Consider the following 12,838-nt stretch of genomic DNA (forward strand, 5'->3'; position numbering starts at 1 on the left):
CGGCCAGCGGCCGGCACTACCCACCGGCAGGCGCAGCCGGCCAGCGGCCGGCACTACCCACCGGCAGGCGCAGCCGGCCAGCGGCCGGCACTACTTCATGTTGGGCCCACATTGGCTTTGTATTGTCGTTCGGATCCGCTGCGAGGCCCCGCAGCACCCGCACTGGAGCGACGATGCCCCGCGACGAACCCGCCGAAACGACCGCCAGCACGGCCCCGTCCCCCGCACGGCGCCTGCGCCGCTGGCTGATCCGCCTGCTGGTCCTGGCCGCCTGCGCGCTGGCGGTGGGCATGCTGTGGAACAGTCGCTGGGCAGAGGTGCCGCGCGCGCTGTGGAGCCTGTCGCGGCTGCCGCCGCCGCGTGCGCTGCCGGTGCCGGTGGAGGGGGTGAAGGCCCGGCGCATCGCCGATACCTTCGGCGCGCCGCGCGGGCGCGACCGTACCCATGCCGGCGTGGATATCTTCGCCAAGCGCGGCACTGCCGTGCGCAGCGCCAGCGACGGGGTCGTGGTGGATATCCGCGAGGGCGGCCTGGGCGGGCGCCAGGTGTGGGTGCTGGGTCCGGCGCGCGAGCGCTACTACTACGCCCATCTGGAGGGCTGGCGGGAGGGGTTGGTGCGCGGTGAGGTGGTCAGTGCCGGCACCGTGCTGGGCTATGTCGGCGACAGCGGCAATGCCAAGGGCACGCCGCCGCACCTGCACTGGGGCATCTATGGTGCCGATGGCGCGTACGACCCGCTGCCGTTGTTGCGCGCGTGGAAACCTGCACCGGTCGGCGCCGCACCGCGCAGCGAATGAGTGCGCGGCTCGACGGCGTTGACCGACCGACGTGCTAGCGGTTGGATCGCGCACCTTCCGGCACGAGGGCTTCATCAAACAGATGGGTCGCCTGCAGGATCGCGGCCGCGTGGGTGTCCTCGCGCGGTACCGTGCCGGTGCACAGCGCAGGCATGACCCGCCGCCCGGCATCGGTGCAGGTAGCCAGGAAATCGTAATGGCCCACGTCGGGCGCGGTGCGCAGCCCGGCAGACGGGCTCAGCGCGGCGACCACCTCGGCGTTGGTGACCGGCGGGGCTACCTCATCCGCATCCCCGGCCAGGATCGACATCGGTTGCTGCAGCTTCCGTAGTTGGTCCGGCGGGAAGGCCTGCACGATCGCCGGGGCCATCAGGAACACCGCGCCGATCCCGGGGATGCCGTGGTCGTCAGCGGCACGCGCCATGTATGGCGCCAGCGCAGGCGATGCGGCGGCGGCGATGCGTGCCTCCAGGGTCGTGTCCGGCGATTCCAGCTGCGGCCGGCACACGCCATCGTCGGGCTGTGCGCGGCAGAACGCGATCAGCCGTGCCAGGTCCACGCGCGCACCGGCAGCGGCCAGCGCGGTGAAGCCACCGGCCGAGAAGCCGGCCACGCCCACGCGGCGGGCATCCAGGTGCGGGCCCAGTTGCGGGTCGGCCTGCACGGCGGTCAGTGCAGCCTTGAGGTCTTCGGCGCGCTCCCAGATCAGGATGCTGCCGGCCAGTGTCATCGGGTCGATGCCGTTGTTGCCGGGGTGATCCACCGCGATCACCAGGTAGCCCGCGCGCGCCATCGCGATACCGAACCAGCCCATCATCCGCGCGCTGCCGCCGTTGCCGTGCGACAGCAGCAGGGCAGGCAGGCGGCCGGAGACGATACCGGCATCGGCTGCTGCGCTGCCCACGGTGAACAGCGGTGCATCCGGCGGCCCGATGACGATCGGGCGCTCGCGTGCCTCCGGCGTGGCCGGATACCACACGGTGTAGCGCAGGGCGTCGCGCCCGGCGGCATCGCGCACTGCCGCGCTGGGCAGGTGGGCCACGCCATGCCGTTCGCCGACAGGCACCGTCGGCGGCGCGGCCACCGCGGAGGCGCTCACGGCAGCGAGCAGCAGCAACAGCAGTGGCAGGGTCAGGCGCATGCGGTGTCTCCGGTGTGTGGGGTGTCGGCCAGCGGCAGCCAGATCTGCATGCCGCCGTGGCCGGTGGTGTCATCGAAGCGCGCGTCGTAGCGCTCCAGTTCGGGGGCGTCGGCCAGGCTGAGCCCGGCCGACGGCAGGTAGTGGTTCAACAGCCAGTACCAGGTCGAGCGGATGGCCGAGATATGCCCGGCATGCCAGGCCACCACGTAGCGCCGCGCGGGGATGCGGATCGCCTGCCAGCCCGGGGGCAGGTCGGCGAAACCCGGCACCTCGATACCGGCGATGTAGTCGAAGCTGCCTTCCTCGTCGCTGTTGCAGCACACGCCGTAGCTGACCGCCGGTGCCCGTGGGCACTGCATCGCCAGCTGCTGCCATTGCGAAGGAATCGATGCCACCGATGCACCGCGATGCCGCGCGCCGATGCCGGCGACCAGCAGCGCATCGGCGTCGACGATGTTGGGGGGCTGCACACAGGGTTGGGGCACGTCATCGAGCTTGATCGCCTCGACCAGCGTGATATCGCCCAGCCCCTGCGCGCGCACCTGCTCGGGGGTGCGCCCGAACTGCTCGCCGAAGGCACGGGTGAAGGTGGGATGCGAACCATAGCCCGCGTCGAGTGCGACCTCCAGAATGTCGCTGGCGCCGCCGGCCAATCGTCGCGCCGCCTCGCTCAGGCGGCGGCCGCGCAGGTAGCGCACCAGCGAGGTGCCGGTGCTGGCCTGGAACAGCCGCGACAGGTGGAACGGCGACAGGCCGACCACGGCGGCGATGTCGGCCAGCGCGATCGGCGCGGCGTGGTGGCTTTCGATGTACCACAGGGCCCTGCGTGCCGCACTCATGCGGTTCCCTCCCGCTGCACAGGCACGCAGCGTAGCCCAGCGTGGGGACGGGCGCTTGGCCGTTCTTGCTGTGCATCGGTGCGTGCCAGCCTCGCCGCCAGCGCAGGGAATGCGCGGCAGGCAGCGTCGGCCGAGGTCTCAGGAGGCGCTCACGCCACGCCGCGCAGCCACGCCGCGATGGCCTCGCGCAGGCGCGGATGCGGTGGCACGGTGATGCCGAACGCATCGCGCAGCACCACCAGCACGTCGTCCACATCGGTCAGCCGCCGGCGCTCGCTGGGCTGGCCACTGCGGTGCACGGTGTAGACACCGGCGCCGAGCGTTCGCCGCCAGCCGGGGCCGGCCAGCGCTGCCCGCAGTTGCCCGGGGAAGGAGGAGTGCGGATGGGTGCAGACATACCAGTTGCCCACCACGTGATCGATCGCCGCCTGCGGCTGCAGGTCGAAGCGATACAGCGGCCGCCACGCGCCGTCGATCTCCACCTGCAGCAGGTAGTCCCCATCGTGCAGATCCAGCCGGTAGCGCTCATGCGGCGTCGGTTGCGCGAAACGGCTGTCCAGCCGCAGCGGGCCGGTGGGGGTGTTGCCACCGAAGCCGACATCGACGCTGTAGTCCACCGCCTCGATCCGCACCAGCACCAGCATGTGGGTGCGTGGCGTCGGGGTGTCATTGGTCTGTCCCATCACCACCCGCGCGGCGATCGCGCGCGCGTCGAACCCCAGCTGCTGCAGCAACGCCAGGAACAGGCCGCTGAGTTCGTAGCAATAACCGCCACGGCCGTCGTGCAGCAGCTTGTGCTGCACGCTGGGCAGATCGATGGCCACGGCATCGCGCAGCAGCGTGGTCAGGGTCTCGAACGGGAATGTGGCGTTGTGCCGGGCCTGCAGCAGGGCGAGGGTGGCCAGGGTGGGCGGCGGCGGGGCGGCCAGGCCCAGCCGGGCCAGGTAGGCGTTGCGGGTGTGCAGGTCCATCGGTCGGCCATCGGGGTAGGGGTGCCGCCACTGTGGCGGCTCAACCGCGGTTGAGGTCAAGCGCGCCGATTGTCCGCCTGCGGTCATCTTGCCGTCGTCTGCGCCGGTTACAACGGGCGCACCCCATCGCGTGCGTGGGCGGTTGGATAGAAAGGCCTAAAGTCCACGCAACTCCGGCCGATACCGATGCGTCCTTCTGCCTGGAGTGCGTGATGTCGGTCGTCCCCCACCGCCTGTCTGCGTCGCTTGCCCGCCTGGGCCAACGGCCCCCATTCCATCGCTTCGCACGCGGTATCGCGTCTCTGCGCAGGCTCAGTGTCGCACGCAAACTCAAGGCCGCGCTGGTGATCTGCGGCAGCGGTCTGCTGGTGGTGGCACTGGTCTATGCGTGGACCGGCCACAACAGCGAGCGCGCCGCGTCGACCTTTGCCGCGCACCAGCAGGATGCGGCGCTGGCGGCTGCGTTGGCCACGGAAGTAGCCGACGCCCGTCGGCTGCAGACCCGCTATGCCACCACCTTCGATGATGCCGACCGCCACGCATTGCAGCAGGCCCAGCAGCAGTTGCAGCAGTCGTTGGCGAAATTGCAGCGCGATCCCCACGATGCGGGCACCGCCACGGCCCTGCGCACGCTCGCTGAGCGCGCGCATGCGTTCGCCGACGGCATCACCGCATTGAACGCGCGGGCCGACGAGATGGGCCGTGGCGAGGCCGGCCTGCGCGCGCAGCTGGATGCCAGCGCCGACGCGGTGAGCACGCTGTTGGGCGACACCGCCCCAGCGGCGCTGACCGCGCACTGGCAGGCGATGCGCCGCGAGGAGGCCCTGCTGTTGCTCACCGGCGATTCGGCGCATGCCGACCGTGCCAGCGAAACCAAGCTGCCGTTCGAGCTGGCGCTGTCCGCATCCGCCCTGCCCGCTGCCACGCAGGACGCCCTGCGCAGCGGCATGGACGCCTATCAGGGCGCCTTGCTCGCCTACACGGCCGCCCGCGTCGGCCTGGATGTCGAGGCCGCCGCGTTGACCGATACCGCCGCGCAGATCGCGCCAGCGCTGCAACAGCTGGCGCGCGCGCAGGGTGCGGTACTGGACGTCGCACGTGGCCGCCAGCAATCGCAGGCCCACGCGATGACGCTGCTGTTCGGCAGCACCCTGGCCCTGGTTGCGACGGTGCTGATCGGCAGCCTGCTGTTGGTGCTGCGCGCGGTGCGCCGCCCGATCGCCGACACCCTGCGTTTTGCCGAAGCCATCGCCGAAGACCGCCTGGACACGGTGCTGACCGTCCACAACCCGCATGATGAGATCGGCCAGCTGGCCCAGCGGCTGGTGCACATGCAGCAGCGTCTGCGCGAGCGGATCGAGGCCGAGCGCGCCACCGCACGCGACAACGCGCGGGCGCGACAGGCGCTGGACAGCGCGCAGACCGGGGTGATGGTGCTCGATCCGGACGGCCGGATCAGCCTGCTCAATCATGCGCTGCTGGTGGAACTGGCAGTGCCGGAAGGGCAGTGGCGCGGGCAACCGGCGCAGACGCTGCATCCGGTGTTCACCCGCATCCACGCCGAACTGCACGGCACCGCCTCCACCCAGCATGAGATCGAACATGCCGGCACCCGCTACCAGCTGGTGGTCACCCCGATCATCGACGGCGGACAGCTGTTGGGTGCGGCGGTGGAGTGGCGCAGCCGCGCCCTGGAAACCACGGTGGAAACCGAAGTGGCCGCGCTGGTCGACGCGGCCGCGCAGGGCCAGCTGCATGGCCGCATCCAAACCGACGGTAAGCAGGGCTTCCTGCTGACCCTGGCGGTCAGCATCAACCGCCTGTTGGATACCTTCCAGGGCAACCTGTCGGCGTTGCAGGTGCTGCTGTCGGCGCTGGCCCAGGGTGATCTGCGGGTGCGTATGCAGGGGGAGTTTCAGGGCGTGTTCGCGCACATGCGCGACGACGCCAATGCCACCGTGCAGCAGCTCACCGATATCGTCGCGCGCATCCAGCAGGCCTCGCAGGCCATCAACGGTGCGGCGGGAGAAATCGTCGCCGGCAACCAGGAGCTGGCCGGGCGCACCGAGCGCCAGGCCGCGCATCTGGAAGAGACCGCCTCGTCGATGGAGGAACTCACCGCCACCGTGCGCCAGAACGCCGATGCCGCCCAGCAGGCCAACCAGCTGGCATTGCAGGCGACGGGTATCGCCCAACAGGGCGGGGCATCGGTAGCGCAGGTGGTGGTCAGCATGCGTGAGATCGCCCAGGCCTCCCATCGCATCGCCGACATCACCAGCGTCATCGACGGGATCGCCTTCCAGACCAACATCCTCGCCCTCAATGCCGCCGTGGAAGCGGCGCGTGCCGGCGAGCAGGGCCGCAGCTTCGCGGTGGTGGCCAGCGAAGTACGCCTGTTGGCCCAGCGCAGCGCCGATGCCGCGCGGCAGATCAAGGGCCTGATCGAGGCCTCGGTGGACACCGTCGCCGCCGGTACCCGCCAGGTCGACCAGGCCGGCGCGACCATGGGCCAGATCGTCGGCAGCGTGCAGCAGGTCAGCGCGATCATGGCCAGCATTTCGGCCGCCTCGCAGCAGCAGAGCGCCGGCATCGAACAGGTTGGGCAGACGCTGCTGCAGATGGATGGCAGTACCCAGCAGAACGCCGCGCTGGTGGAAGAAGCCTCGGCCTCGGCACATGCGATGGAACGCCAGGCGGCGCTGTTGTCCGAGGCGGTGGACGCCTTCGTGGTGGAGCGTTCCGGCACCCGTCGGGTCGCCAGGGCGGCGGCATAGCACACGCGGCACTCACGTCCCTTCACTGGCCGCTTGCGCGTGCGCTCACTATCCTGCGTGCATGAGCACCCGTCGCAAGCCCCGCACCTCCGCCGCCACGGACGCCTTCGTGCGCGTCCGTGGTGCCCGCGAACACAACCTCAAGGATGTCGATGTCGACATCCCGCGCGATGCGCTGGTGGTGTTCTCTGGCATCTCCGGCTCCGGCAAGTCGTCGCTGGCCTTCGGCACGCTGTATGCCGAGGCGCAGCGCCGCTACCTGGAGTCGTTGTCGCCCTACGCGCGCCGGTTGATCGACCAGGTCGGCGTGCCGGACGTGGATGCGATCGAGTGCCTGCCGCCGGCGGTGGCGCTGCAGCAGCAGCGCGGCACCGCCAGCGTGCGCTCCAGCGTGGGCAGCGTGACCACGTTGTCCAGCCTGCTGCGCATGCTGTATTCGCGTGCCGGCACGTATCCGGCCAGGCAGCCGATGCTGTACGCCGAAGACTTCTCGCCCAACACCCCGCAGGGTGCCTGCCCGAACTGCCACGGCCTGGGCCATGTGTATGAGGTGACCGAGCAGTCGATGGTGCCCGACCCGTCGCTGAGCATCCGCGAACGCGCCATCGCCGCGTGGCCGCCGGCCTGGCATGGACAGAACCAGCGCGACATCCTGGTCACCCTTGGCTACGACGTGGACATCCCGTGGCGCGACCTGCCCAAGAAGCAGCGCGACTGGATCCTGTTCACCGAAGAGCAACCGGTGGCGCCGGTGTATGCCGGTTTCACTCCGGCCGAAACCCGCGCCGCGCTGCGCCGCAAGGAAGAGCCGAGCTACATGGGCACCTTCAGCGGTGCACGCCGCTACGTGCTGCACACCTTCGCCACCACGCAGAGCGCGATGATGAAAAAGCGCGTGGCCCGCTACATGGTCGGCACCGCCTGCCCGGTCTGCGACGGCAAACGGCTCAAGCGCGAGGCGCTGTCGGTGACCTTTGCCGGGCTGGATATCGGCGCGCTGTCGCAGCTCTCGCTCAGTGCCATGGCCGATGCGCTGCGCCCAGCCGCCGAAGGCCGCTTCGATGCGCCCACCACGGCGGCCACCTGTAGCCGCGCGGCCGGTCGCAAGGCGCTGCGGGCGCGCGCGGCTGCCGGTGGCCCCTCGCACGTGGGCGGGAGCGATGTGCGCCGCACCCCGGATCTGTCCGAAGAAAAGCGCATCGCCGCTCAACGCATCGCCCACGACCTGGTCGAGCGCATCGCCACCCTGCAGGACCTGGGGCTGGGCTATCTGTCGATGGACCGCGCCACCCCGACGCTTTCGCCCGGCGAACTGCAGCGCCTGCGCCTGGCCACGCAGATCCGCTCCAGCCTGTTCGGCGTGGTGTACGTGCTCGATGAGCCCACCGCCGGCCTGCATCCGGCCGATGGCGAGGCGCTGTACCGCGCGCTGGACCAGCTCAAGGCTGGTGGCAATACGCTGTTCGTGGTCGAGCACGATCTGGAGATGCTGCGGCGGGCGGACTGGCTGGTCGACGTGGGTCCCGGCGCCGGCCAGCATGGCGGGCAGGTGCTCTACAGCGGCCCGCCCGACGGCCTGCGCACGGTGAAGGCCTCGGTCACCGCGCCGTACCTGTTCGAGACCGGCCGCGGTGAACGGCGCACGCCGCGCACGCCCTCGGGCTGGCTCGAACTGCGCGGCATCCACCGCAACAACCTGCATGGCCTGGATGCACGCTTCCCGCTTGGCGCGTTCACTGCCGTTACCGGTGTGTCCGGCTCGGGCAAATCCAGTCTGGTCAGCCAGGCACTGGTAGAGCTGGTCGGCGAGCACCTCGGCCACGAGCCGGTGGTGGAAGAGGTGGACAGCGAGCTGCCGGTGCCCAGCAGCATCGAACGCACCCGTGGCCGCCTGCATGCCGGCGCCAAGGCGATCAAGCGTCTGGTCAACGTCGACCAGAAACCGATCGGGCGCACGCCGCGCTCCAACCTCGCCACCTATACCGGGCTGTTCGACCACGTGCGCCGGTTGTTCGCCGCCACGCGGATGGCCAAGGCACGTCGCTACAGCGCCGGCCGATTCTCGTTCAATGTCGCCCAAGGCCGCTGCGATACCTGCGAAGGCGAAGGCTTCGTGCATGTCGAGCTGTTGTTCATGCCCAGTGTCTATGCGCCATGCCCGACCTGCCACGGCCAGCGTTACAACGCCAAGACCCTGGAAGTGGAATGGAACGGCCGCAACATCGCCCAAGTGCTGGCGATGACGGTGGAGGAAGCCCTGCTGTTCTTCGCCGAAGAAGTGCCGGTGCAGCGCCCGCTGCAGTTGCTGCGCGATATCGGCCTGGGCTACCTGCGGCTGGGCCAGCCGGCCACCGAGCTGTCCGGCGGCGAGGCGCAGCGGATCAAACTGGCCACCGAACTGCAGCGCAGTCAGCACGGCAGCAGCCTGTACGTGTTGGACGAGCCCACCACCGGCCTGCATCCGGCCGATGTGGACAAGCTGATGGCGCAGTTGCACGGGCTGGTCGACGCCGGCAACACGGTGGTGGTGGTCGAACACGATCTGCGCGTGGTCGCCGATGCGGACTGGGTGATCGACGTCGGCCCGGGCGCGGGCGAGCAGGGCGGTACGATCGTCGCCGAAGGCACGCCCGCGCAGGTCAGCCGCGCCACCACCGGCGCGACCGCGCGTTACCTGCGGCGCTGGTTCAAATAAGGTCCTTCTTACATCTGGGCTGTGCCTTCGTTCGGGTCTGTCGCGAGCGTTGGGGCCGCGTCGCAGCCGGTAGGCCCCTGGCGTAGCGTCCCCCAGCCCAGAAGCTAAAGAGAGTTGATCTCGTCGTTGTTGGGCGTGTCGCGACAGGGGTCAAGACCCGGCCAAACGGTAACGCGACGCCATGCATCGCGGCCCCAGCGCCTGCAATGCGCCGCGTTGCCCTTCAGTGCCTTGCCCAAGCCTCGATCTCACCGGCCTGGAACGGGCCCAGCTTCTGCTTGACGATGCGCCCGTCGGCCGCGACCAGCACCGAGTAGGGCAACAACCCCTGCGCATTGCCCAGACGCACGCTTGCATCGGCCGGGCCGGGCGTATCCAGCACGATCGGGTAGCCCACCGGCACCCGTGTCAAAAAGTCGCGCACTTCATCGGCCGTATCCAGCGCCAGCCCGACCACCTGCACGCCGTCCGCCGGTTGCCCGGCCGCAAAGGTGGCCAGGGCCGGCATTTCTTCCACGCACGGGGCGCACCAGCTGGCCCAGACGTTGATCAGCAGCGGTCGGCCGCGGAGGCTGGCCAGGTCGATCGTGCGGCCATCGATATCCGGCAGCGTGATGGGCGGCAGGGCATCACCGATGCCGGCTCCTGCCGCCACCACGCGCGGTGGCAGCGCCGGGGGCTCTGGCAACGTGCGGTTGAAGAACCACGCCCCCGTGCCGATCCCGACCAGCGCGGCAAACGCGGCCACCACCACCGTCTGGCGTGGCGGCCGCAGGCTCATCGGGCGGTGCGCAGCAGGGCTTCTTCGACGATCGCCTGGGTCAGCACGGTCGGCAGCACGGTCGGCGGCGCGCCGGGGCCGTACACCACGTACAGCGGCACGCCCACGGCCTTGTGCTCATCCAGGAACGCGGTGATTTCCGGATCGACGTTGGTGTAATCGCCGCGCATGTACACCGCATTGGTACGCCGCAGGGTGTCGTGGAAGGCATCGGTGCCCAGCACCGTGCGCTCGTTGGCCTTGCAGGTCACGCACCAGTCGGCGGTCATGTTGACGAACACCACGCGGTTGTCCTGGCGCAGCCGGTCGAGCATTTGCGGCGAATAGGCCACCACGTTGTCGCTGGCGACCGCCGCGGCCTTGGCCGGCGGCACCAGGCGGGTCACGCCCCACACCGGCACCAGCGCGGCCAGCAGCAGCAGCAGCGCCAGCAGGCCGCCCACGCGTTGGCTGCGCCAGCGGCTGCGTTCGAACCACCACAGCGCCAGCGCCAGTACCACCAGCCCACCCAGCACCAGGGTCATCGCGTCCACCCCGCGCTGCTTGCCCAGCACCCACAGCAGCCAGAGTGCGGTGCCGTACATCGGGAAGGCCAGCACGTGCTTGAGTGTTTCCATCCACGCGCCGGGGCGTGGCAGGCGCTTGGCCAGCGAGGGGACGAAGCCGATCAGTAGGAATGGCAACGCCAGGCCCAGGCCGAGCGCCAGGAACACCAGGATCGCCGGGAGCGTACTGGCGGTGAATGCGTAGGCCAGCGGTAGGCCCATGAACGGGGCCACGCACGGGCTGGCCACCACGCAGGCCAGCACGCCGGTGAAGAAATCACCGACCGGACCGCTGCGCGAGGCCAGCGACTGGCCGATGCCGCCCAGGCTGCCGCCCAGGGTGAACACCCCCGACAGGCTCAGGCCGACGGTGAACATCAGGTACACCAGCGCGGCGATGAACCACGGGTGCTGCAGCTGGAAGCCCCAGCCCGCAGCCTGGCCGGCGGCACGCAGGGCCAGCACCAGCGCGCCGATCGCGGCGAAGGCCACCAGCACGCCGGCGGTGTACCAGAGCGCATGGCTGCGCGCGCGCTGGCGGCTTTCACCGCTCTGCGCCACGCCGAGCACCTTCAACGACAGAATCGGCAGCACGCATGGCATCAGGTTGAGGATCAGCCCGCCCACCAGCGCCAGCAGCAGCGCGCCGATCAGCGTGGTCGGCGCGGCATCGTCGCCCGGCGGTCGGGTGCGCTGCGCGTTGTCGGCGCTGGCATCGGGCCTGCCGACGGCAGTGGTCGCATCGGTGGCCGGGGCGTTCGGGCGGATCAGCATCGGCTGGGTAGCCAGGCCGGCGCTGTCGCGTTCACGTGCCTGCGCGCGCTTGTCCTTGCCCGGCAGCGGGGCGATCACTTCATTGGTGTGCGCCGCCTCGCCTGCAGTGGCGTTGACCTTGCCCGCCGGCAGCGACAGCTTCACCCGGCGGGTCATCGGCGGATAGCAGATGCCGTCGGTCTGGCAGCCCTGGAAGGTGATCACCAGGGTGGTGTCCTGCGCGTCGGCGCGACTGCGGCGCAGCGGCAGCTTGACGTCGACCTGGTCGAAATACACCGCCACATCGCCGAAGTGCTCGTCGCGGTGCGACTTGGCCGCCGGCCACAGCGGTTTGTCGGGGCGGATGCCGTTGGCGCCTTCCAGCTTCAGCGAGGTGCGATCGCGGTACAGGTAATAGCCCGGTGCCGGGCTGAAACGCAGCAGCACGGTATTGCCATCGTCGACGATCGCATCGAAGCCGAACGCGCGCTCGGACGGCAGCGGCAGTGACTGGCTGCTGCTGGTGCCGGGCAGGCGCAGGCCGCTGCCGGCGTTGCCGGCCAGCGGGTTGTTGAACGGCGAGGGCGCGGTCAGTGCGGGCGCGGTCGCGGCCGATGCAGAGGCGGCACCGGCGGTGCCGCCGGGCAGTTTCACCTTCACGCTGCGCTTCTGCGGCGGATAGCACACGCCGGCATCGGCGCAGCCCTGGTAACGGATCTCCAGCGTCACCGTGTCGGTGCCGTCCTCGGCCTTGCCCGGCAATACGGCGGTCAGCCGCTCGCGGTAGGTTTCCACCTCGCCGAAGAAATCGTCGTGGTGCTTCTTGCCGGCGGGCATCTGCAGCGCCTCGGCGCTGAAGCCGGCGTCGGGCTTGACGGTGGTGCGGTGGCGATACAGGTAGTAGCCCGGGGCGATCTTCCAGCTGACCTCGATGCGGTCGCGATCACGCGCCTGCGCGGTCAGCCCGAACGCCTCGTCCACCGGCAGCAGGTCTTTCTCGCTGACGGCCAGCGCCGGCAGGGCCACCACGAACAACGCGCACAGCGCGGCAACACGACGAAACAGCGTCATCAATCAATTTCCTCTCGGGTCTGTGCCCGAATCCAATCCAGGTACGCCGGCAGGCCAGCGCGGGTTTCGACCGCGATGCACTCCGGGAGTTCATACGGATGCAGTGCCTGCAGCCGCGCGATGGCCGCGTCCAGGCGGCTGCCGGTGGTCTTGATCAGCAGTTGGACCTCGTGGTCCTCGTTGATCTCCCCGTGCCAGCGGTAGGTGGCGTGCGCCCCGTCCAGGCGGGTGACGCACGCGGCCAGGCGTTCTTCCACCAGGGCACGCGCCAACCGCGTCGCGGTGTCCGCGTCGGGGCAGGTGGTGAACAGCAGAAAGACGGGATCGGCGGTCGACATGACCGCCGAGTATAGGACCGCCAGACCCGGATGGTCCGATCGGCGCCATTGCGGCGCCGGTCGGGAGGGCTCAGTTGAGCAGCTGGCAGCTGGTCGGCTTGGCCGAGGTGAACAGGCCCGGGGTGGCCCATTC

The 12,838-nt window shown here is 70.0% G+C and carries 9 protein-coding genes; 3 read left to right on the forward strand and 6 right to left on the reverse strand.

The genetic code is table 11. The features are described from left to right. Positions 1-173: 173 nt before the first annotated feature. The gene (locus AC1DQP_RS06425) at positions 174-797 is read left to right on the forward strand and encodes a M23 family metallopeptidase (protein ID WP_457321034.1); all 624 of its coding nucleotides are present in this window, start codon (positions 174-176) and stop codon (positions 795-797) included. A gap of 34 nt (positions 798-831) precedes the next feature. Here AC1DQP_RS06425 and AC1DQP_RS06430 read toward each other — a convergent pair whose 3' ends face one another. The 3 genes from AC1DQP_RS06430 to AC1DQP_RS06440 form a co-directional block, all read right to left on the reverse strand. Next, on the reverse strand, positions 832-1,938 hold the full coding sequence (locus AC1DQP_RS06430; RefSeq protein ID WP_457321032.1) for an alpha/beta hydrolase family protein: 1,107 nt from the start codon (positions 1,936-1,938) through the stop codon (positions 832-834). Continuing rightward, complete coding sequence (locus tag AC1DQP_RS06435; RefSeq protein WP_478051278.1) at positions 1,929-2,777, reverse strand: AraC family transcriptional regulator; 849 nt, start codon at positions 2,775-2,777, stop codon at positions 1,929-1,931. The genes AC1DQP_RS06430 and AC1DQP_RS06435 overlap by 10 nt, the downstream gene beginning before the upstream one ends. Positions 2,778-2,926: 149 nt before the next feature. Then, on the reverse strand, positions 2,927-3,748 hold the full coding sequence (locus AC1DQP_RS06440) for an arylamine N-acetyltransferase family protein (RefSeq protein ID WP_478051279.1): 822 nt from the start codon (positions 3,746-3,748) through the stop codon (positions 2,927-2,929). A gap of 209 nt (positions 3,749-3,957) precedes the next feature. Between AC1DQP_RS06440 and AC1DQP_RS06445 the strand changes: the two genes are divergently transcribed. Both AC1DQP_RS06445 and AC1DQP_RS06450 read left to right on the forward strand, forming a co-directional pair. After that, complete coding sequence (locus tag AC1DQP_RS06445; RefSeq protein ID WP_478051280.1) at positions 3,958-6,522, forward strand: methyl-accepting chemotaxis protein; 2,565 nt, start codon at positions 3,958-3,960, stop codon at positions 6,520-6,522. Between the two features lie 61 nt (positions 6,523-6,583). Next, positions 6,584-9,217, forward strand: a complete 2,634-nt coding sequence (locus AC1DQP_RS06450) for an excinuclease ABC subunit UvrA (protein ID WP_457319332.1) — start codon at positions 6,584-6,586, stop codon at positions 9,215-9,217. A 223-nt stretch (positions 9,218-9,440) separates the two neighbouring features. On the opposite strand, the gene AC1DQP_RS06455 is transcribed toward AC1DQP_RS06450, so the two are convergent. Genes AC1DQP_RS06455 through cutA form a run of 3 tightly spaced genes read right to left on the reverse strand, consistent with a single transcriptional unit; the run spans position 9,441 to position 12,705 of the window. After that, complete coding sequence (locus AC1DQP_RS06455; RefSeq protein WP_457319331.1) at positions 9,441-9,998, reverse strand: TlpA family protein disulfide reductase; 558 nt, start codon at positions 9,996-9,998, stop codon at positions 9,441-9,443. Continuing rightward, a complete protein-coding gene (locus AC1DQP_RS06460) occupies positions 9,995-12,367 on the reverse strand; it encodes a protein-disulfide reductase DsbD family protein (protein WP_457319330.1) in 2,373 nt (790 codons plus the stop codon). The genes AC1DQP_RS06455 and AC1DQP_RS06460 overlap by 4 nt, the downstream gene beginning before the upstream one ends. After that, positions 12,367-12,705, reverse strand: coding sequence for a divalent-cation tolerance protein CutA (gene cutA / locus AC1DQP_RS06465; protein ID WP_256775967.1), 339 nt, complete (start codon positions 12,703-12,705; stop codon positions 12,367-12,369). The genes AC1DQP_RS06460 and cutA overlap by 1 nt, the downstream gene beginning before the upstream one ends. Positions 12,706-12,838 lie beyond the last annotated feature (133 nt).

It is taken from the genome of Stenotrophomonas sp. P5_A8 (assembly GCF_056400545.1).